This window comes from Thalassococcus halodurans, from assembly GCF_900108225.1.
Lineage (GTDB): Bacteria > Pseudomonadota > Alphaproteobacteria > Rhodobacterales > Rhodobacteraceae > Thalassococcus > Thalassococcus halodurans.
In genome coordinates this window covers 44,233-63,557 of record NZ_FNUZ01000009.1, presented here as the reverse complement: position 1 = coordinate 63,557, position 19,325 = coordinate 44,233, and the positions used below count along the sequence as shown (strand labels likewise).

19 protein-coding genes and 1 pseudogene are annotated in these 19,325 nt (G+C 59.3%); 11 read left to right on the top strand and 9 right to left on the bottom strand.

From position 1 onward, the window contains the following. Nucleotides 1-5: 5 nt before the first annotated feature. The 9 genes from C4S59_RS18825 to C4S59_RS18780 all read right to left on the bottom strand — a co-directional run bounded on the left by C4S59_RS18825 (nucleotide 6) and on the right by C4S59_RS18780 (nucleotide 7,540). Nucleotides 6-1,019 carry a type IV secretion system protein gene (locus tag C4S59_RS18825; RefSeq protein WP_027246180.1) on the bottom strand — a complete coding sequence of 338 codons (1,014 nt, stop codon included), beginning with the start codon at nucleotides 1,017-1,019 and terminating at the stop codon, nucleotides 6-8. Next, nucleotides 1,020-1,457 carry a hypothetical protein gene (locus C4S59_RS18820; protein ID WP_234994838.1) on the bottom strand — a complete coding sequence of 146 codons (438 nt, stop codon included), beginning with the start codon at nucleotides 1,455-1,457 and terminating at the stop codon, nucleotides 1,020-1,022. Further along, nucleotides 1,454-2,221, bottom strand: a complete 768-nt coding sequence (locus C4S59_RS18815; protein ID WP_103911897.1) for a type IV secretion system protein — start codon at nucleotides 2,219-2,221, stop codon at nucleotides 1,454-1,456. Before C4S59_RS18815 ends, C4S59_RS18820 begins: the two co-directional genes overlap by 4 nt. Next, nucleotides 2,218-3,330: a lytic transglycosylase domain-containing protein gene (locus C4S59_RS18810; protein ID WP_103911896.1), complete on the bottom strand. Its 1,113-nt coding sequence runs from the start codon at nucleotides 3,328-3,330 to the stop codon at nucleotides 2,218-2,220. The genes C4S59_RS18815 and C4S59_RS18810 overlap by 4 nt, the downstream gene beginning before the upstream one ends. Before the next feature lie 202 nt (nucleotides 3,331-3,532). Continuing rightward, entirely contained in the window at nucleotides 3,533-5,926 is a 2,394-nt protein-coding gene (locus C4S59_RS18800) for a VirB4 family type IV secretion/conjugal transfer ATPase (protein WP_200813255.1), read from the bottom strand. Further along, nucleotides 5,901-6,179 carry a type IV secretion system protein VirB3 gene (locus C4S59_RS18795; protein WP_008335580.1) on the bottom strand — a complete coding sequence of 93 codons (279 nt, stop codon included), beginning with the start codon at nucleotides 6,177-6,179 and terminating at the stop codon, nucleotides 5,901-5,903. The genes C4S59_RS18800 and C4S59_RS18795 overlap by 26 nt, the downstream gene beginning before the upstream one ends. A 111-nt stretch (nucleotides 6,180-6,290) precedes the next feature. Beyond that, nucleotides 6,291-6,572: a TrbC/VirB2 family protein gene (locus tag C4S59_RS18790; protein ID WP_036761582.1), complete on the bottom strand. Its 282-nt coding sequence runs from the start codon at nucleotides 6,570-6,572 to the stop codon at nucleotides 6,291-6,293. 16 nt (nucleotides 6,573-6,588) lie between these two features. Continuing rightward, nucleotides 6,589-7,122: a lytic transglycosylase domain-containing protein gene (locus tag C4S59_RS18785; protein WP_008335578.1), complete on the bottom strand. Its 534-nt coding sequence runs from the start codon at nucleotides 7,120-7,122 to the stop codon at nucleotides 6,589-6,591. A 103-nt stretch (nucleotides 7,123-7,225) separates the two neighbouring features. Continuing rightward, nucleotides 7,226-7,540, bottom strand: coding sequence for a hypothetical protein (locus C4S59_RS18780; protein WP_008335576.1), 315 nt, complete (start codon nucleotides 7,538-7,540; stop codon nucleotides 7,226-7,228). 132 nt (nucleotides 7,541-7,672) lie between these two features. On the opposite strand from C4S59_RS18780, the gene C4S59_RS18775 reads away from it, so the two are divergent. The 11 genes and pseudogenes from C4S59_RS18775 (at nucleotide 7,673) to C4S59_RS18735 (ending at nucleotide 19,243) form a co-directional block, all read left to right on the top strand. After that, nucleotides 7,673-8,251, top strand: a complete 579-nt coding sequence (locus C4S59_RS18775; protein WP_040885919.1) for a hypothetical protein — start codon at nucleotides 7,673-7,675, stop codon at nucleotides 8,249-8,251. Nucleotides 8,252-8,785: 534 nt separating this feature from the next. Continuing rightward, nucleotides 8,786-10,252: pseudogene (locus tag C4S59_RS18765) on the top strand (aldehyde dehydrogenase family protein). A gap of 126 nt (nucleotides 10,253-10,378) precedes the next feature. Next, the gene (gene nadC / locus C4S59_RS18760; protein ID WP_008335572.1) at nucleotides 10,379-11,230 is read left to right on the top strand and encodes a carboxylating nicotinate-nucleotide diphosphorylase; all 852 of its coding nucleotides are present in this window, start codon (nucleotides 10,379-10,381) and stop codon (nucleotides 11,228-11,230) included. A 238-nt stretch (nucleotides 11,231-11,468) separates the two neighbouring features. After that, nucleotides 11,469-11,972, top strand: coding sequence for a thiamine pyrophosphate-binding protein (locus C4S59_RS19745; RefSeq protein WP_170848853.1), 504 nt, complete (start codon nucleotides 11,469-11,471; stop codon nucleotides 11,970-11,972). Between the two features lie 107 nt (nucleotides 11,973-12,079). After that, a complete protein-coding gene (locus C4S59_RS19740) occupies nucleotides 12,080-12,262 on the top strand; it encodes a hypothetical protein (RefSeq protein WP_200813254.1) in 183 nt (60 codons plus the stop codon). Continuing rightward, a complete protein-coding gene (locus tag C4S59_RS19850) occupies nucleotides 12,232-12,798 on the top strand; it encodes a hypothetical protein (protein WP_234994837.1) in 567 nt (188 codons plus the stop codon). Before C4S59_RS19740 ends, C4S59_RS19850 begins: the two co-directional genes overlap by 31 nt. After that, nucleotides 12,770-13,270 carry an NAD(P)-dependent oxidoreductase gene (locus C4S59_RS19845; RefSeq protein ID WP_232237205.1) on the top strand — a complete coding sequence of 167 codons (501 nt, stop codon included), beginning with the start codon at nucleotides 12,770-12,772 and terminating at the stop codon, nucleotides 13,268-13,270. Before C4S59_RS19850 ends, C4S59_RS19845 begins: the two co-directional genes overlap by 29 nt. A gap of 310 nt (nucleotides 13,271-13,580) precedes the next feature. After that, nucleotides 13,581-14,108, top strand: coding sequence for a MarR family winged helix-turn-helix transcriptional regulator (locus C4S59_RS18750; RefSeq protein ID WP_232237206.1), 528 nt, complete (start codon nucleotides 13,581-13,583; stop codon nucleotides 14,106-14,108). A gap of 327 nt (nucleotides 14,109-14,435) precedes the next feature. Then, nucleotides 14,436-15,425: a TAXI family TRAP transporter solute-binding subunit gene (locus tag C4S59_RS18745; protein ID WP_008335546.1), complete on the top strand. Its 990-nt coding sequence runs from the start codon at nucleotides 14,436-14,438 to the stop codon at nucleotides 15,423-15,425. 210 nt (nucleotides 15,426-15,635) lie between these two features. Next, a complete protein-coding gene (locus tag C4S59_RS18740) occupies nucleotides 15,636-17,480 on the top strand; it encodes a TRAP transporter permease (RefSeq protein WP_008335545.1) in 1,845 nt (614 codons plus the stop codon). 482 nt (nucleotides 17,481-17,962) lie between these two features. Next, nucleotides 17,963-19,243 carry a Rieske 2Fe-2S domain-containing protein gene (locus tag C4S59_RS18735; protein WP_008335543.1) on the top strand — a complete coding sequence of 427 codons (1,281 nt, stop codon included), beginning with the start codon at nucleotides 17,963-17,965 and terminating at the stop codon, nucleotides 19,241-19,243. The last annotated feature ends 82 nt before the right edge of the window (nucleotides 19,244-19,325 follow it).

Below are 19,325 nucleotides of genomic sequence, written 5' to 3'. Positions count from 1 at the left end.
TCACATCAGGGTTTGCGGAAGGCCTTGGCGGCGGAGAGAAGCGCGCCGGGGCTTTGCCGGATCAATTCGCCGGTTTTGACCACGCCCGCATTGGCCATCTGGTTCAGCTCATGTGGGGATTTTCCGGTGACGAGACGCGATGCGGCACCCGTGCCGTACTCGCGCGTGTTCACGAAGCCCTGACGCGCGAGGCCGGTCAGGCCCACGGCATTGGAGGCAATGCCAACGACGCCGGTCAGGTTGGAGGCGATGTAGGGGACCGAGGCCATGATCCCGGCGCTGAGGATCAGGATCACGAGGAAGGGCAGGATGAGGCTGACGGTCTCGACATCGCCCGGATCGGCGGAGGCGTCCCCTATGGCCTCGGCGATGGCGACGATGATGCCCGCCGCGCCTGCGGCGGCGACCGGCATGAGCGCATAGCCGATGGTGGCGCGGGTCCAGGCCTCGAAAAGGGATTGGGTCGGCTTGAAGAGCGAGGTCACGATCATGAAGGGGGCGATGACGATCATCAGCGCGAAGACGATGCGGGCGAAGGCGATGATCCCGGCGGTGACGGCGGCGAAGACCGCCGAGAGGACAAAGAAGATCGCGCCCAGGACCGCGCCAAAGACCCAGCCTGCGCGGTCGCCGATCGTGTCGCCATAGGCGGTGATGCGGGCGACCATGTTGTCGAGGCTTTCATAGACCCCGGCCTCGTCGCCCGAGCCGGTGAGCGCGAGGATCGAGGCGCCGACGGAGTCGGGCACCTGCGTGACGATGTCATAGATGACGCTGAAATTATCCCAACTCTGCGCGAAGATCCCCACAAGTGCGACCTTCATGCCGAAGGCAAACCCGGTGCCAAAGGGCAGGGGGCGGAGTTGCATGACCGCGTTGATCCCGAGGAGCACGACGAGGAGCGCGGCCCCGGCGGAGATCACGTCGCCGACAACGCCTGCCGAAGAGACAAAGCCGTCCTGTGCCACGGTATCCACCGCGGCGTCGACCTGGCTCAGGATGTCGCGAATAACGCCCATCTACTCTACGCAGGCCTCCACAACTTGCGCCTCGAGCGCGTCCGCCTTGGCGTAGAGCTCGAGCACCTTGAAGGGCAGACGCGGGTTGTCCGAGGTCTGGAACCGGGGCAGCGCGCCCAAGGCCTGATCCCAGGTGAACTGATCCAGCAGACAGGTGCAGGTTTCCGAGGCGAGCGCCTCTTCGGCGATCAGGATGCGCAGGATCGCGCGGTAGCCGTTGCGCAGATAGGCGGTCTCGGCCAGATCGGCGGGGGGTTTCGGAGCACGACATTCGTCGGCTTCGTCCCGCGCGATGGCCATCGAATTGAAGGGCGTGTCGCCGGACGGGTCCGTGGTCGGGGTCTGGGCCAGCACGGCACAGGGCAAGGCACTCACGACAAGTGCGGCGAGACAAAGAGACCGAATTGCTGCCAAGCCGTGGTTCACATTTTGCCTCATGGATCCACCGCCATCGAGCGGAACTTGCGCTCGTCCGCGAGGGTCGCGGCATCGACGACGCCCAACTGGCCTGCGCTGACGCCTTGCGCCGCTTCAAGCCGCCAGATCTGGGTCAGGATGATGCCGAGCTCGGCGGTGACGCGGGTGTTGAGATCGACCGCAGCTTTCAGCCCGTCCTGATCATCGATCAGCCCGACCATGGTTTCGAGCCGTTCGAGGCTCTGTCCGGCTTCCTCGTGGCTTTCCTGCGCGGCGACTGACAACATGGCGCTGGCTCCGGCCGAGGTGGCGATGCGGTTGTCGGCGGGCTGATCGGAGCCCGAGAGCGTGCTCAGGCGCTCCGAAGTAAACCCGCTGCCAGACAGGACCCGCTCGACCGAGGCCGACAGTTCCGCACCGGGATTGAAGCCACTCAGAAAGTCCCCGCTCGCCAGCGATTGCGCGGTGTTGAGCGGGGCCACAAGCTTGCCACGCAGTGCGCGGAACTCCTCGACCGTGGCGAAAAGTTCACCGAGCCCGCTGCCCTCAATGAGCGAGGTCAGTTGCGCCTCAAGGTTCGTCAACTGCGACAGCTGGGTCTCAAGCTCCAGCCGCATGGTCGCGAGCTGCTGCATCTGGACGTTCAGGTCCTCGGCCATGTGTTCGAGCTGTGCCACGAATTGCTGCAGCGCCGAGCCATCGAAGGTTGGCACACCTTGGGCGGTGGCGGGGCTGGAGACCCCGAGTGCGACGACCGCGGTGGTCACCAGAAAAAATCGTCTCATTCGGAAACTCCCATCTGCATGAAGTCGCGCTCGGCCAGCCGGTCGGCCACGAGGTGCTGCGCGTAAGCGGCCTCGCGCTGCTGGTTGGCCGCCATCAGCCGGACGCGGAGATTGAGGATGCGGCCGATCTCGGCCTTGGCGTAGGTGTTGAGCTCCCAGGCCGCCTTGGCATTGGGCTGCGCATCGATCTGCAAGATGATCGCGCGCAGACGGTTGATGACCTGTTCGGTGGTGGCGGAGCTGTTGGCGGCGTAATAGACGCCGGCCTCGGAGATGCTGGCATATTCGGCGAGCGCAAAGTCTGAAGGTGAGAGCGTGCCAAGCGCATCGGCACCGCCCACAACGGCGAGGTATTCGTTGTAGAACTTCGAGATATTGCGGACGTAGCCTTGGGTCTCGGCAAAAGGCGGCACGCCACCGTATTCGATCACCCGGCCCGGGCCCGCGTTATAGGCCGCGAGCGCATGGGGAATGTTGCCGAACCGATTGAGCTGGGTGGTGATATAACGTGCGCCGCCGCGGAGGTTGTCCTTCACGTCATAGCGGTCGACGCCGAGGTCAGACGCGGTGCCGGGCATGAGCTGGGTCAGACCATAGGCCCCGACCGGGCTTTCGGCAGCGACGTTGAAGCGGCTTTCCTGCTTGATCAGGGCCTGGAAGAGGCAGCGCCATTGGGTGGCGGAAAGCCCGGCCCGTGCCACACCCGGCGCGCCTGCGAATTCGCCCGCGACCTCGATGATCATCATCTCGACCGTCTCGCGGCCTTCGCCGAAAAGGCGGCTGTTCATCGGGCTTGGATCGGTGTTCGGGTAGACCGCCGCCACCCCGAAATCCGCATTGCCCTCGAGCGCGCGAATGTCGAAGCCCGAACCGGTGATGGCGGCGGTCATCTCCTCGAGGACGCGCAGCTGGTCGGCCTGGACGTCGGCCAGCGTGGACTCCGTCCGATCCTTGTCCTGCTGTACGCCCAGATCCTCGGCTAGCGCTGTCACCCGCGCGATGGCACGCCCGATCGCGGAATTATCCTGCGTCGGCACGCCCTGGGCATGCGCGGGCAGGGCACTGAGGCCGAGGCATAGCCCAACGGATATGATCGCAACACGGTTCATTCTGGACGGGGCAGGGGCTCGAAGCTGCAGTTGGGCTTGGCCGTTGCGTGAGCTGGTGCGCCCATGGTCGAGAAGGAGAGGGTCGAGCGCGTTACTTGCGGCTCGCCATTGCGTCCGAAGCAGGGCGAGGTTTTCTCGGTGTATTTCTCGCAAGCGGAAAGAAGGCCTGCGACGGCGCAAAGCACGAGGAGGGGTTTCGAATTCATATCACATGTCTCCAGAAATCGGGATTGGCGCGCCAATCGGCGGGCACGCGGGCCTCTCCGGTGGCGCCGCCGCCAAGGATGGGAAGGAGGTTGCCCAAGGCGGAGAGGTCGGCGTCGACGAAGACGCTGTCGCCCGCCGAGCGGACAAGGGCGATGCGCTGGCCGACGGTGGGCTGGACGAGGAGCGCGGCCTCCTTGGCGTTCACGCGCAGGAAATCGTAATCGGAGACAGCAGCACGATCGTTCGGGAAGAGGATCTGCGTCGGCACCGTCTCGACGATGGTCTTGCCGACGCGGCTGTCGCGCAACTGGCTCGGATACTGCGTCATCATGATCACGACGCAGTTCATCTTCCGAAGCGTCACCAGCCAGTTTTCGAGCCGCGCCCCGAAATACGGATCGTCCAAGAGCTTCCAGGCTTCGTCGAGCACGATGATGGTGGGGCGGCGATCCTCGACCACGCGTTCGATTTGGCGGAAGATGTAGGAGAGCACCGCCATGCGCTCGGTCGTCATGTCGAGGATTTCGGTCATGTCAAACCCGACGATGTTACCCGCGAGATTGAGGCCCGCGCCCCGCTCGGGTTCGTCGAAAACCCATCCGTAACGTCCACCCGGCGCCCATTCGGCAACGCGGGACTGCAGCTCGCCATCATCATCGAGCGACTGAAACAGCGTCTCGAAACTGACAAAGCGCTGCAACGCCGCGCCCGCATCGGCGTTCTGGCCGACCGCGCTCTGGATGTGGCGGGATTGCTCGCCCGAGAGCGTGCCATTCCGCGTGAGAAGGGTCGCGAGCCAGTCCGAGAGCCAGGCGCGGCCGCGCTCGTCCGTCTCCGTGGCAAGCGGGTTCAACCCCGTCGGCACGCCCGCGCGGATTTCATTATAGCGGCCACCAAGCGCGCGCACCGCCATTTCGAGGCCGTGATCCTTGTCGAAGAAAAAGAGCCGCGCGCCAACCCGCTGCGCTTGGGCCGCGAGGAAGGCGGTGGTGAGCGTCTTGCCGGTGCCGGTGCGCCCGAGCACAAGCGTATGGCCAACGGTCGGCTCCTTGTCCGGGCTGCCCGCCTCATGGAAATTGAAGCGATAGCCAGAGGTGCCGACCGTGGGCAGGACCGAGATGGTTTGGCCCCAGGGGGATTGGTCCGGGCCACGTCCCTCGACGCTGCCGTGAAGCGCCGCGAAGTCGGCGAAGTTGATCGAGGAGATCGGCGTCTTGCGGGCGCGGTAGCCGAAATTGCCGGGGGATTGCGCGAAGTAGGTGGCTTTCAGCGCCATGTTCTCCCGCACGATCACCGACATGATTTCCTGGCCCACGCGCTTGATCTGGGCGGCGGCCCGTTCGAGCGTGTCGCGGCCCGGGGCGTAGACGGCGATCGACAGGTGGTGGTCGCCAAAGGCGATGCGTCCTGCCTCCTGATCATCGGCGGCTTGTCCCAGCTGTTCGCGCAGGGACACGGCGGCATCGTCTGAGGCGTGCATCTGACGAATGATCCGCTGGATGCGTTCGGCCATGATGTTGTTCGGGATCGGGCTGAAGGAGTTCGTGAGCACGATGTCGAGGGGCAGGTCGAGCGCGTCGAGCAGCGTGACGTCGGTCAGTGCGGGATAGGTCTTCATTGAGAAGAGCGCGCCGTATTTGACCCGCCCAGTCACTGCATCGGTCAGGGTGGCCACGTCGCCATCAAAGGTCGCGCGGCAATTGCTCAGGGTGTGCGAGAGGGGCAAGGCACTTTGCCCGAAGGCGATGGGGGAGAAGCTGCCGGCGTTCAGCGTATTGAGATAGCCCAGCCATTCGCCGCCAGCTTTCGTGAGTCTGACCGGATTGGCCGACGCAAGCGCCACCTCGAAGAAGCCCATGACCTCGTTCAACTCCTGCATCCGTGTCGCGCGGTCCTTGACCCAGGCCTTGCGGGCCAGTGCCCGAAGGAGCGGAATGCGCGCCGAGATGTCGGGCCGCCGGATGACGCTGAGATAAAGCTGGCGCTTGGCGGGGCGCAGGTTTTTCACATGGGACTGCCACCGCGCATCGATCGCGGCGGCGAAGCTGTCGCCCTCGATGGGGCGCATCCCGAGATTTTGCGGCACGGAGATCCGGTGTATGTAGAAACCGAAGGCATTGCCGGTCTGGGCGACGATGGCGGCAACCGCGCGCTTGAGCGCGTCGAGCCGGGCGTCCTCAGTGGTCATCGGATTGAGACCATCGAGGCGCATGGTTGCGAGGAGATCGCCTTCTCGCAGCACCATGACATCGTCATCCGTGAGCGCGAAATACGGCAGGTGCTCGGCCAGATAGCTCTCCCGCGCGAACTCGCCGCCGCCGGCGTGATGCAAGGCGGTCCCGAAGGAAGAAAGGGTGCCCGCATCACGCGCCAAAGCTGTCGCCTCCATGCAGGGCCCGGTTCTTCGTCGCGCGCACAGAGCCGTAGGAGACGCGCAGGACCTCGAAGAAATGCGGCTCGCGGTCGGCGACGAACCAGAGGATCGGATAGGCGACAATCCCGATCAGGAAGAACACCATCGACTTCGTCCAGATGAACGGCAGAACGACCCCGGTCGCCAGAACCACGAGGTATCCGACAGGGAGACCCAGATACTTGGGCGGACGGGCGAGGCCCAGAAAGAGGGGAGATCGTTCTGCCATTGGGTGATATTCCGGCTTAGAAGGAAATGTGTGTCCGGAGAGGGGCCCGAGGCAGCGTTTGCGTAGCACAACGCGTTCGGGTCGCTCGTAGGACGCTATTTTGCCGGAATGTCACGAGAAGCCGTCGACGATGGTGCCGGCCGAGAAGATCAGCACGATCCCGATGATGACCGAGGCGAACCAGCCCCAGTTCAGCCGTCCCATCATGCACATGAAACCGGTGCCGATGACCGCGAGCGTGGCGACCGCGATCCCGATGGGACCGGTCAGCGCGGCCTCGACGGTTTCCAGCATGGTCTGGATCGGTGACAAGTCTTGCGCGAGGACGGGCGTTGCGAAAGCCGCCAGGGTTGTGGCGGCAGGCAAGAGGCGGCTGAGGCGATGTCGAAGCATGCGAAGTTCCCTTGTTTTACTGAAGTTCGATAAGGACCGGCGCGCGGGCAGGCACGCGGGTCGCGACACGGATATCCGGCGCGGAAAAAGGCGCACCCGCCAGCCGGGACCGGATCCGATGGATGCGCGCGATGTAGTCGCGAGTCTCGGTGAAAGGCGGGGTGCCGGAATACTCGACCACGCGGTGCGGCCCGGCATTATAGGCTGCGAGCGCCAGGTTGATGTCCTTGAATGTGGCCAGCTGCGCGAGCAGATAGCGTGCGGCGCCGTCGAGGTTCTGTGAGGGATCGCGCGGATCGACGCCGAGCGCACGGGCAGTATCCGGCATCAGCTGGCCAAGACCATAGGCACCCTTGGGGCTCACGGCAGTCGGATTGTAGCTGCTTTCGGCCTCGACCAGGGCTTGGAAAAGGACCAGCCAGTCGTCCTCATCGAGGCCGACTTGCCGCAGGGCGCGGTTCCCCTGGTACCGGTCAGCAGTCGTGCGGATCAGGGAGAGGATGTCGTCGCGTCCGGACGGCGGTGTGGCATCCAGCGAGGCAAGAACCACCCCGGCCTCAGCGCTATCACCCAGCCCCGCCCAGGCAGGTCGTTCGCCATGAAAGGTCCAGCCCGAGGTCCGGGCTGTCCCGTCGCGGCCGAAGGCGATGACGTCAGCCGCGCTCCTCGAGGGTAATGCTGTAGTCAGGACCAAAGCGCAGATCGCGCCCGTCACCGAACTCGAGATGATGTTTGAAGAGTCCCGGCCATATGTTGAAATACCGCGGCTCTGGCCCGTGCGGGGTGATCCGGGTCGAGACCAGAATGGCTTCCGGCTCGCCCTCGCGCAGGTAGATGCACTGGTAGCGCGGCTTGCCATCGTCCGTGAACCCCACGAGTTCATACCGGCAGCGGAACGCTATGCCCTTCTCGGACAGGTCTTTGACACCATCGATGGTGATCAGGATCTGGTTGCGCGCTATCGGCATGTTCGGACTCTCCCCACGAGAGCCCTTCTACTTCACGACACTAAGGCCATAAAGTCATATGGAGTCAATACGACATATTGCAGATAAACACATATTGCGCGATAGTCTGCGCAACTTTTGCGGGAGAGCGACATGAAGCGACAGATGATGGCAGCTGCAATGGGAGTGATGGCGGTGTTCGGAGCCCCGGAGAAAGCGCGGGCCTATGACGTCGACTGCGCCATCATGCTCTGCATGGCGGGAGGCTTCCCCCCGAGCGCGGTCTGCGCGCGCGCCTATCGCACCATGATCCGCCGCATCACACCCTGGCCGAGCCTGCCGCCCTTCGGGGTCTGCACCTTTGCCCATGTGCCGGCCGAACTGGGCGGACCCGGCGGCGAGGGCGAGCTCGACACCAACTTGCCTGAATACGAATGGCTGAACCGGACCCATGTGATCTGGTTCACCGGTCAAGCCTATAGAGAAAGGGGAGGTGATCGGTATTGGGACTGGTCGCTTCGTTCCTGCGACCGAGAGAACCGCACCTGCCGGTACATCCAGCGGGTCTACCGATCCCACACGCCCTGGCCCGTGACATTCATCTCGGAAAGCGGGCAGGAGATTGCCTTTCCGAGCGGCGGAAGTTCCTCGTACTTCTATTTGCGCAGCATCATGGTCGAATACGGAGACTACGAGGGCACGGTGGGTCACTCGGAGTGGTTCTCCTACTGATCCTGGCTGCTTGGCAGCTTTAGTGAAATCGGCCGTACTGTGATACGCGTGTGGTCGTAACTGTTTGGATCCACAAACTGGCGGCGGCTCACGCTTCCATCATTCCAGCGGTAGTCGGTAAACACATGGGTTTCCGCCGTTCCGTTGATGATAAACCCTTCCTGAAAGGGCCAGGCTGTCTTTTTCTTAATCAATTGAATGCCCAGAAAATAATTCAATCCAAGAGAGTATTTACGCGAATAATTAGTGATCTAATATAGCAGATAGTGAGCGTATGGCGGTAATTTGCTTGCTAGTGGAGGGTCCAATATTTCACTTGAATGTTGGTAGCTTGGAAGGCATTAGTCACCCCAGCCGATGCGCTAGCGATCAGCGGCACCCGGTGGGGGGTGCCTGACAGGGCAGCTAACCTGCGTGCCGCCCGGCGAAAACCTTTCATACGCGCAACGATTTCACTTGGCAGGCGATGGGGTTCATTGGTTGAATATATTAGTAATCTAAGTAATCAAGGGCAATCGCGGGAGGAAACGTCATATGCGCATGGTGAATATGGATGCAAACCATGCTCTCTCTGGTAAGGAGCAGCTGTATTGTGGGGGCGCATGGGTTCCGCCAAGCGCAGGAAATTACGAGGAGACTTTTAACCCGGGCACAGGTCAGCTGATCGGATTAGTGGCTGCGGCGACCCGGGCCGAGGTGGACGTAGCGCCTGCGTGTTTGAAGGAATGGCGTGATGTTGCTCCTCTTGAGCGTGCCAGTATTCTGCAGGAAATCGCGGCTCTCTTGCACAAGCGCGGAGATGAGCTTGCGATGATGGACGCGGCCAATTGCGGCAACCCATATACCGAGGTGCGCGGCGACGCGGCCATCGCGGCGGCCCAGATGGAGTTTTTCGCCGGTCTTGTGACTGAAATGAAGGGCGACACGATCCCTTTGGGGCCGGATCGGGTGAATATGACCCTGCGCCAGCCGCTTAGTGTTGTGGCACGTATCCTGGCGTTCAATCATCCGTTCATGTTTTGTGGCGGTAAAGTGGCGGCGCCTTTGGCGGCAGGGAACGCTGTCATCATCAAGCCGCAGGTACAGGCGCCTTTGTCTGCATAGCGCCTGGCAGAGATTGTTTATGGCCTGATGCCCAAAGGCACATTCAACGTGTTGCCGGGTGATCTAGAGGCAGGTGCTGGCCTGGCCGAGCACCTTGGCGCTGCAAAGGTCACGCTTATTGGCTCTGTGTCGGCTGGCCGGGCTGTGATGCGAAGCGCCAGCGCTACGGGCAAACCTGTACTGCTGGAACTGGGTGGCAAGAACGCGCTGATTGCCTATCCCGACAGTGATCCGAAAAAGATTGCGGACGCGATTGTCGCTAGAATGAACTTTGGCTGGTGCGGCCAGTCCTGTGGCTCGATAAGTCGCGCATTCCTGTACGAGGATATCCACGACGAAGTCATTTCCTATCTGGCCGAGTCTGTTGAAAGATATAAGCCGGGCGTTCCGACGGATCCTGAAACCACGATAGGCACGATTGTCAGCCGTGCGCAGTTCGACCGGGTCATGGGTTTCATTGACTCTGCCAAAAGTGAGGGTGCGCGCGCCGTTACTGGCGGTTATGCGGTCACGGATAGTCCGCTGGCGAAAGGCAGCTTTATCGCGCCGACGATTTTTGCGGATGTAACGCCGCAGATGCGTATCGCCCGTGAAGAGATTTTCGGGCCAGTTCTTGCGGTTCGCAAATGGTCGGACGAAGATTCCATGCTGAACGAGGTCAATGCACTTGAGCTTGGGCTGCCCTGTGCAATTTGGACTCGGGATCTGGTGATGGCTCATCGTACGGCTGCACGCGTCGAGGCCGGGTTTGTTTGGGTTAACGAAGTCGGTCGGCATTTCCTTGGTGCCCCGTTCGGTGGGGTCAAGCAATCGGGTATCGGGCGCGAAGTAGGTATTGGCGAACTGATTTCCTTCACCCATGAAAAGAATGTGCATATCAATCTGTCGGGTCAGTGACCCGGTGCGTAGGTAATGTGCGAACGGGGTCTGGGATCCAAAAGCTTTTTCTGTATTGATTGCTTTGGCCGGGATGAGGCCATCCCTTCCTGCCCCTTTTGCAAACCGATAAGGATCTAAAAAATAATGAGCAATGTTGCGAACGTCCCCGATATCATCCTCGAACCCATGGTTCGGAACGCTATTATGGAGGACCTGGGTGCCGCAGGCGACGTGACAACCCGTTCCGTTCTGCCTGAAGGCACGCGCTACAAGGCGCAAATGCGTGCACGGCAGGACGCGGTTGTTTCTGGGATGCAGGTGGCCTCTCTCGCGTTTCGGCTGATTGATCCCAATCTTGTGGTCGAGACTGTCGTGGCGGATGGTACGGCCTGCAAAGCGGGCGATACGTTGATGCGTATAGAGGGATCGGCGGCGTCGATCCTTGCCGCAGAGCGTGTTGCCCTGAACTTTGCCGGACGGTTGTCTGGGACGGCAACCTTGACAGCGTCCTATGTTCAGGAGCTTGCGGGTACCAAGACACGTATCACCTGTACACGCAAAACCACACCGGGGCTGAAACTTGTCGAAAAGCTCGCCATTTTGCATGGCGGCGGCCACAATCATCGGTTTTCCCTGTCCGATGCGATCCTGATCAAGGACAACCATATCGCAGCGGCTGGTGGCATCAAACAGGTGCTGGAAGCCGTTCAACGAAATGTGGGTCACATGGTCGTGGTAGAGATCGAGATCGACGGTTTGCATCAGTTGGACGAGGTGCTTCAGACCGGGGGCGCAGATGTCATCATGTTCGACAATATGTCGACCGAAGACATGGCCGAAGCTGTAAAGCGCATTGACGGGCGGGCGAAGACCGAAGCCAGCGGGAATGTGACCCTTGGCCGTTTGCGCGAAATCGCATCGGCAAATGTGGATTATATTTCCTCCGGTGCTTTGACCCATTCGGCGGGAACCGTCGATTTCGGTTTGGATTTCTGATCCTCTGAGCCGCTCCAGACCGTCTGAAATGCAAAATGCCCGCCCTTTCGGCGGGCAATGGATACCTATTGCGTACGCCTTTCAAAATGGGGCGCTGTTGCATCAACACTTCATAAGGAAAGGTCAAGACACATGACAGACCACAGGCTGTATCAGGTTGAGCGCCCAGTATCGTCGGATAGTTTGGGGGTGTGGGGTAGCGATGTATTTGCGGATATATTGCGAGGTTTGGGGGTGAGTGAAGTATGTTGCACTGAACCCGGGGTCGAGCTTTCGGGGTTTGCACGACAGCCTTGTGAACCACCTTGGCAATGAAGATCCGCAGATGCTGTTGTGTCTGCACGAAGAGCATGCGGTTGCGATTGCGCATGGCTATGCGAAGGTGGCGGGGGAGCCATTGGCGGTGATCCTGCACAGCAACGTGGGTCTGATGCATGGTACGATGGCGATCTTCAACGTGTGCTGCGACCGTGTGCCGGTTCTGATTTATGGGGCGACGGGGCCGGTTGATGCGGCGCTGGAATCGATGTTGCGTGCGGATGTAATCGCGTGGAGCGAACCGAAAGGCCCGACCTATGTGAACTTCGACGTGTCGATCCAGGAAAAGCAGCACGAGAAGGCACCGGAGTTGCCAGATTTTGCGCGTTACCAGCCGTCGCCTCCGGCGGCACCCTCGGCCGAAGGAGTGGCGCGGGCGGCAGATCTGCCGAAGAACGCCAAGGCGCTGGGGCGAAGGTTCTGACGGATATCCGGAACGGGGCGTCCTTCCCGACGGATCACCCGCAGCATCGCGGCAAACCGGCCTTCTTCATTGACGATGCGGCGGGCGCGGTGCTGCGCGAGGCGGATGTGATCCTGAGCCTGGACTGGCTGGATGTCGCGGGCACGCTGAAACTGGCGGGCGATGTGAAGGCGCAGGTGATCCAGGCGTCGCTGGATTATCAGCTGCACAATGGCTGGGGGATGGAGCATCAAGCGCTGCCTGCGGTCCGGATGTTGCGATGCATGCGATTGCCGATGCTCTGGGTGTAGGGGCGGGCGAGATGCCCGGTGATTTACCGATCAAACCTGCGCTGAACGCCCCCGATGCAGAGGTTGAGCTTGATATCATGACGCAGGCCGGGGCGCTTGGCGAAGGTCTGGAAGGTGTCTGTGCCAGCTTTGTGTGTTTGCCGTTGGGCTGGGCGGGCGAGGCGTGGCACTTCCGTCACCCACTGGACTTCGAGGGTTCGGATCGTCTGCGGACCGAAGGCTGGGAGGTCGTTCGCGGCCCCCAGATCACCCTAGGTGTTCCGCTGCGGCTGACGGAGGAACAGCGGCAGGCGCTGCTGTCGGACGTTGCTATCATCGTGGTCAGTTCGCGGTCGGGGCTGAGCGACGCGGATCTGGACGCCTCGCCACGGCTGCGGGCGCTAGTACTTCCAACGATCGGGGTGGGTGCGGGAGATCTGGGAGGCCTGTGCCGCGCGCGGTCTGATCGTGACGAATGGTGTAACGCCCGAGAACTTTTTGGGGATGCCCGAAGCGATAGGGATGCTGATGCTGGTGCTGCTGTACCGGCTGCATGAATCCGAGCGCCTGCTGCGCGAGAATGCGGGCCGACCGCAACAGATATTTGCGCGGATGGTGCGAGGCCGGGCGATCGGATTGATCGATTCGGGGCGGATAGGACCGGGTGATCGAGCGACAGTTGGCGTTCGAGCCGGCACAGATCCGGCACAGATACTGGTGCACGATCCGTTCCTGATACCGGACACCGCACCTACGGGCGTGGGGCTGGTGAAACGCGCTGAGCTTCTGGCCATGTGTGATGTTGGTGAGCCTCCATGTGCCGTTGAACGCGCTGACACGAGGAATGATCTGCGAGGCCGAACTGCGCATGATGAAGCCGGATGCGGTGTTAATCAACACCTCGCGCGGGGTTTCATTGATGAGGATGCGCGGGTGCGGGTGATGACAGCAGGACACCTAGCCGGTGCTAGGCTAGGCGTGACGGAAACCGAACCGCTGCCCGCCCGCTGCGCGGCTTCGACCGGGTGATCCTCCCCCCGCATATCCCGGGACACACCATTGAGCTCTACACCGTCTTGCCCGACATCTTCGTCGAAAACGCAACACGCATCAAGCGCGCAGAAACCCCCAAATCGAAAAATATGGAGAGAAAAAATCGAAAAGTTGTAAGCAGGGTTTGCTGCAAGATTTACGTCGGTTTGCGCGCACCGCATGTCACTAGCTGTAAAAGTAGTGACATTGTTGAGGCTTGCATCTTCGTAAGATGACAGGGATAGTCTCGGACCTGTAGAAGCCCAGAACTGATTTTGGGCAATAGATGTTTGTGGTCTGAGCATACATGAACGAAAAATCTGATTCCGCGTTGAAAGACGACGGTTTGACCCAATATAACGAGCGCATTGCTCGCTTGGTACGTCTTGCGGCAAGAGGGTTTAACCGTGCGTTGCAGCTGCGGTTACAGACGCAAAATGTGACTTTCGGGCAGTGGATATTCCTTCGAATCCTTTGGCAGGAAGATGGTTTGTCGCAACGAGAGTTAAGCGAAAGAGCACATCTGACAGAGCCTACTGCGCATACTGCACTCAGCCGAATGGAAGAGCTTGGATATATTGAACGCCGCAATGTGGCTGGGAACCGTCGTCGTCAGCATGCTTTCCTCACGGAAAAAGGTTGGGAGTTGCGGGAGCTCCTGGAGCCTTTGGCACACGAAGTGAATAACGCCGCCATCAGAGGCCTGAGTGGTGCCGAAGAGAAAACATTGCGCAAGGCCCTTGCTGTAATGATTCGAAACCTCGAAGATGATGAGGAAAAAGCTGCTTTGAGCGGTGTCCGCGTCCCACCGACCAGAAGTAACCTTGGATCCTGAAGGTCTCTTTAGCTTCATCTGCGATAGCCGGGCCTTTTAGGCTCGGGTGATTCCGTTGGGCTACTTCCGCTGAGATGTATGGTTTTGGGGAAGCTCTGAGAGAGTTCGGAATAGTCTTGTGCTAGGCCTTGGGCGTGCTGCAACCTTATGTGAGTAGGGGTTTGGATGCTCTGCGAGAGCGTTCAAGCCATTCGCAGTTCTTAACCTAAATTTTTGGACGGTGTCTCGGTTTCGATCATGGTTGACGCAAAGTTCGGTTTTTAATAATGATCTATAAGATAGATATCTAAATTTAGAAATCTATGATAATATGACAGGGAGGAAACCATGAAAAAGCAAATCAAGGCTGCCGTTGCGGCGCTGAGCATCTCCGTTATCGGGACCGGCGTCATGGCGGACAGCGTCAACGTCACGTTGTCCGGGGGGAGTCCGTCAGGTCTTTGGTCGCTGCTGGGCGCAGGGATCGACCGGGCTGTGAAGGTTGACGATGCAAGCGGTGTCGTGACCTACCAGGCCACTGGTGGCGGTTTCGCAAATATCGGTCTGCTGGGTGCAAACCGGACCGATCTGGGTCTGGCCCATGATGCAGAAATCAAGCTGGCGCTAGCGGGTGATGAGCCGTTCAAGGCGCCCATCGAGAACCTTCAGGCAATCGGGTACATGTACAACTGGGCCCCGATGCATTTCTTCATCAAGAAGTCTCTTGCCGAAGAGTATAACATCGACAGCATCGACGACTTGGCGAAGTCGGGCGCTGCAATCCGTGTGGCGAACAACAACGCAGGTAACATCGTGGCCAATATTGCCACTTTCATGCTGGAAGAAGCAGGCTATGACGAAGGAACGATTGAAGCGAATGGCGGCGTTCTGGTGCGTGGCGGTTCGTCCCAGCAGGCAGACCTGATCAGCGATGGCCGTACGGATATGGTGATCAACGGTATCTTCGTTGGGCACTCGTCGTTCCGCAAGGTTGATGAAGGCAACGACGTTGTTCTGCTGAGCGTGCCTCAGGATATCATCGAAAAGACCAATGAGCGTTTTGGCACCGGGACCTACGTCATTCCCGCCGGAAACTATAAGAACCAGACTTCCGATGTTATCACGCTGGCACTTGGCGCGATGGTAATCACCTCTGATGCCTTGCCCGAAGAAACCGGTTACATGCTGGCCAAGAGCATTGCCTCGAACATTGATGAAATCCGCGGCGTTCATAACGCAATGAAACAGCTCTCAACTGAGTTGCTGGTTTCGCAGAGAACGCTGCCGTTCCACCCGGGCGCGAAGCGCGCCTACATGGAGCTGGGGCTTCTCAAGTAAGCCTTCGGAAAACAATGCCGGTGCGCTGACCAAAGCGCACCGGATTCGTTTGCAAGAGTGCCTCTGTCGTGCTCTGGCCGTGCTGATCACGGGCAGTAGGATGATTTTGCGCACTCAAAGCTGACCAAACCTCACAAACATGGAAATGGTGCCAGCATGAATTTCCCTTCTCTTACCGAAACTGGACGCCGTCGGAAGCTAGAGCCACCCATGCGGACCGTCGTCATGGTTCTGGCCGCGGCGTTCGCGGCATGGGTGATTCACTCTAATCTGTTCATTATCGCAGACCCGCTCATTCAGGGGATCCTGTTCGTATCCGGGATTTTCACGATTCTCTTCTTGGCGATTGGTGCAACCGCGAAAGCGCCAGATAGCATTCCATTTTATGACTGGATGTTGTCTGCGCTCAGCTTGGCCTGCGGGATTTACTTCTATGTAAGCTCTGGCGAGATTTCGGACCGTATCAGCCTGCTGGACCAGTTCACGACGGATCAGTTGTTCTTTGGGTCGTCACTGCTGTTCCTGACCATCGAAGCCACGCGCCGGACAACTGGCTTGGGGCTGACAGGCGTTGTGATGCTGTTCCTGATTTACAACCTTTTTGGCTATCTTCTGCCGCCGCCGTTCGGGCATCGCGTCAGCGAGTTCAGCTATCTGCTCGATATTCTGATCTTCACCACAGATGGGTTGTTCGGTGTCCCGCTTCAGGTTGTGGCAAGTTACGTCTTCCTGTTCGTGATGTTCGGGACTTTCCTTGCCAAGGCTGGGGGAGGGGACTTCTTTTTCAACCTGGCGGCTCTGGTCACCGGGGGCGCACGAGGCGGCCCTGCAAAGATCGCCATCATTTCGTCGGGTCTGTATGGAACCATGTCTGGTAGCCCAACCTCGGATGTTGTGGCCACGGGGTCCATCACGATCCCGGTGATGAAGCGCTTGGGCTATAAGGCCCGGTTTGCGGGTGCGGTTGAAGTTGCGGCGTCCACGGGGGGCAGTGCCATGCCGCCGATTATGGGTTCGGCTGCCTTCATCATGGCAGAGTATTCGGGTATCTCGTACAATGCGATCGTGCTTGCCGCGCTTATTCCTGCGTTGCTGTACTATATGGGCGTGTTTACCCAGGTGCACTTCCGCGCAGTGAAATACGATCTGCGGCCTTCTCAGGATGAAATCCCGACGACGAAGGAAACGTTCAGAACCGGCTGGGTTTTCTTGCTGCCCATTATCGGGATCATTGTGGCGCTGATACTTGGCTATTCGCCGACCTTCACCGCAGGTGTCGGTGTTCTGGTGACAATCCTTGCGTCGATGATCCTCAAGCAAACGCGGATGTCGTTGTGGGCAATGGTGGAAGGCCTTGGCACAACCACCCTGCAAATTTTGCCTGTCGCTGGGGCATGTGCTGCTGCTGGTCTGGTTATTGGTGGCCTGTCTATGACAGGATTGGGGATGAAATCGGCTAACGTGATCCTGACGGTCAGTAATGCGCAGCCGCTGTTGACGCTAGTGATTGCTGCTGTGGTGACCATTGTGCTGGGCTTGGGTATGCCGACTCCGAGTGCGTATATTCTGGCGGCTGTGCTTGTCGGCCCCGCTCTTTCCAAGCTGGGTTTCCCTCTGCTGCCGAGCCAGATGTTCCTGCTCTACTATGCAATCCTGTCTGCTCTGACGCCGCCAATCGCTGTGGCTGCAATCGCAGCGTCTGCGATTGCTGATGACGATCCATTCAAGATCGCATTCTCGGCTGTGCGGCTTGCAATTGTTGGCTTCCTTCTGCCGTTCGCTTTTGTCTGGAACCCCGGCATCGTTCTTGAGCTTGGTCCGTTGGCAAATACGCTTGCTGTTATTGGTGCCGTTGCTGGTGCTCTTGCAGTCTCGGCGTCAATGGAAGGCTTTATCAAAACCCAGCTCAGCTCGTTGGAGCGAGGTCTCCTGACGATTTTTGCAATTGGCGCGGTTAGCCCGTACTTCGCGGTCTCAATTGTGTGTACCTTGCTTATCATCGCTCTGGTTGGACGACAGGCCTTGTTGAAGGAAGAAGTCCCCGCAAGCGGGTAACGTCAGCCACGTGTAATGTGCTGAATGCGAATCCAAAGTGGCCGCCAGGTTTGGCGGCTACTTGCCGTTTTGACTGAGAGACGGAAAAGTTTCAGGCCGCGTCTTTGGTTCCAATCGCGGTCTGTTCGGATGACTGTCTGCGGGCTTTTTTGCCCAAGAGGTTATTGATCAAAATACACTTCGGTGATTCTGATCGATGCAGGGAGCTGCGCAAGCGGGGTGTACGAATCCCGAGGCCATAGAACAACCAGAGAGGAACCGGCAGAGCAGATCTGTATGAACACAAGGCCCGATCATGCGCGGAATAATACCAATTGCTCGCAAACCCATAAGTAGTTTTATTTACGTGGGTTTTTCTTACTTGTGAGGTGAAGGGAATATCGCTCTGACCATTGACAGACTAAACTTAGAGAGCTAAGAATAATGGCGTTTCCCAATAAAATTTCGCAAATTCTGATGCGGCGACCTGTGGAGGAGATTCAATGCTTACACCTGAAGAAAATGAACTGCTGACGCGCGTGACCGGTGATGCACCGATGGCACGTCTTATGCGTCAGCACTGGACCCCTGTATGCCTGATTGAAGAAGTGGAAGAGCCCGACGGCAAGCCGCTTCGTGTTGAGGTGCTCGGGGAAAGCTATGTAGCGTTCCGCGACACCAAAGGGCGTCTTGGCCTGCTTGATGAACTTTGCCCGCACCGCAAGGCATCGCTGGTCTATGGCCGGAACGAAGAATGCGGGCTGCGGTGTCTGTATCACGGGTGGAAAATGGATGTTGATGGCAATGTCGTTGCCATGTCTTCCGAACCCGAAGGTAGCCCCCTTATGGATAAGGTGAAGCATCGCTCTTATCCTGTGAAAGAATGGGGTGGTTTCGTTTGGGCCTGGCTGGGTGACAAAGAAGATATGCCTGAATTCCAGCCGCCGGCGTTTGCCCCGCGCGAGGATTCGGCGATCGCTATCCTTAAAATCCGCATTCCCGCAAACTGGGCGCAGATCCACGAAGGTCAGATCGACAGTGCCCACTCGTCCTCGCTGCACTCGTCGGACATGGTTCCGGCCCGCGTGGAAGGTGCTGCTGCCGATGAAAAATCCTGGTACCGTCCCTCGACGGACAAGTCTCCGCGTATGCAGACAGAGACAACCAGCTACGGGTTCCACTATGCTGCAATCCGTACGCCGATCAAAAACGCGGCGACCCATAACTATATCCGTGTGACCGAATTTGTTGCGCCCTACTATTCGTTGATCCCACCGAACAACAACTATCGTGTGGCGGCCGTTATCGTGCCGATCAATGATGAAGAGACCGCGTTCCACTTCATCGCTTGGGATGGCCCGAATGTGCCGTCGACCGAAGAATGGCGCAAGTTTACCCATGCTGTTCCAGGAGTGGATGTTGACGACAAGTGGCGCTGCCTGCGGACTGTCGAGAACGACTTCTTGCAAGACCGTGATGCCATGAAAGAAGGTAACTTCACTGGGATCAAAGGTATTCCGAACCAAGATATCGCCATGTGGGTGTCGATGGGCGCGCGCGTTCAGCGCCATACCGATGTGCTTGGTGCTTCGGACCTGGCTATCGTCGAGTTCCGTCGCTTGATGGCGGATGCCGCCAAGAAAGTGGCAGAGGGTGGCAAAGCAATCGGCACCGATTATGAAATCCCGCAAAGCATGATCAACTCTCATGAAGGCGTTTATCCGAAAGATGTGGATTGGCGCACCTTGCTGAATACTTCGGGCAAAACAGCCGCAGCTGAATAACCGGTCCGACGTTTGCAAACAGATCCGCCCGGGGCCGCATAGACCTTGGGCGGATTTTGATTCTGGCCCTGAGCATGGTTGG

Excerpts from the sequence above, each read along its gene's own strand:
- C4S59_RS18815 (WP_103911897.1), bottom strand. The coding sequence starts at position 2,221 with ATGAGACGATTTTTTCTGGTGACCACCGCGGTCGTCGCACTCGGGGTC.
- C4S59_RS19845 (WP_232237205.1), top strand. The coding sequence starts at position 12,770 with ATGCTGGTGCTGCTGTACCGGCTGCATGAATCCGAGCGCCTGCTGCGC.
- C4S59_RS18745 (WP_008335546.1), top strand. The coding sequence starts at position 14,436 with ATGAAAAAGCAAATCAAGGCTGCCGTTGCGGCGCTGAGCATCTCCGTT.
- C4S59_RS18790 (WP_036761582.1), bottom strand. The coding sequence starts at position 6,572 with ATGCTTCGACATCGCCTCAGCCGCCTCTTGCCTGCCGCCACAACCCTG.
- C4S59_RS19850 (WP_234994837.1), top strand. The coding sequence starts at position 12,232 with ATGCATGCGATTGCCGATGCTCTGGGTGTAGGGGCGGGCGAGATGCCC.
- C4S59_RS18800 (WP_200813255.1), bottom strand. The coding sequence starts at position 5,926 with ATGGAGGCGACAGCTTTGGCGCGTGATGCGGGCACCCTTTCTTCCTTC.
- nadC (WP_008335572.1), top strand. The coding sequence starts at position 10,379 with ATGAGCAATGTTGCGAACGTCCCCGATATCATCCTCGAACCCATGGTT.
- C4S59_RS18810 (WP_103911896.1), bottom strand. The coding sequence starts at position 3,330 with ATGAACCGTGTTGCGATCATATCCGTTGGGCTATGCCTCGGCCTCAGT.
- C4S59_RS18735 (WP_008335543.1), top strand. The coding sequence starts at position 17,963 with ATGCTTACACCTGAAGAAAATGAACTGCTGACGCGCGTGACCGGTGAT.
- C4S59_RS18820 (WP_234994838.1), bottom strand. The coding sequence starts at position 1,457 with ATGAGGCAAAATGTGAACCACGGCTTGGCAGCAATTCGGTCTCTTTGT.
- C4S59_RS18750 (WP_232237206.1), top strand. The coding sequence starts at position 13,581 with ATGAACGAAAAATCTGATTCCGCGTTGAAAGACGACGGTTTGACCCAA.
- C4S59_RS18780 (WP_008335576.1), bottom strand. The coding sequence starts at position 7,540 with ATGCCGATAGCGCGCAACCAGATCCTGATCACCATCGATGGTGTCAAA.
- C4S59_RS18825 (WP_027246180.1), bottom strand. The coding sequence starts at position 1,019 with ATGGGCGTTATTCGCGACATCCTGAGCCAGGTCGACGCCGCGGTGGAT.
- C4S59_RS18740 (WP_008335545.1), top strand. The coding sequence starts at position 15,636 with ATGCGGACCGTCGTCATGGTTCTGGCCGCGGCGTTCGCGGCATGGGTG.
- C4S59_RS18775 (WP_040885919.1), top strand. The coding sequence starts at position 7,673 with ATGAAGCGACAGATGATGGCAGCTGCAATGGGAGTGATGGCGGTGTTC.
- C4S59_RS18795 (WP_008335580.1), bottom strand. The coding sequence starts at position 6,179 with ATGGCAGAACGATCTCCCCTCTTTCTGGGCCTCGCCCGTCCGCCCAAG.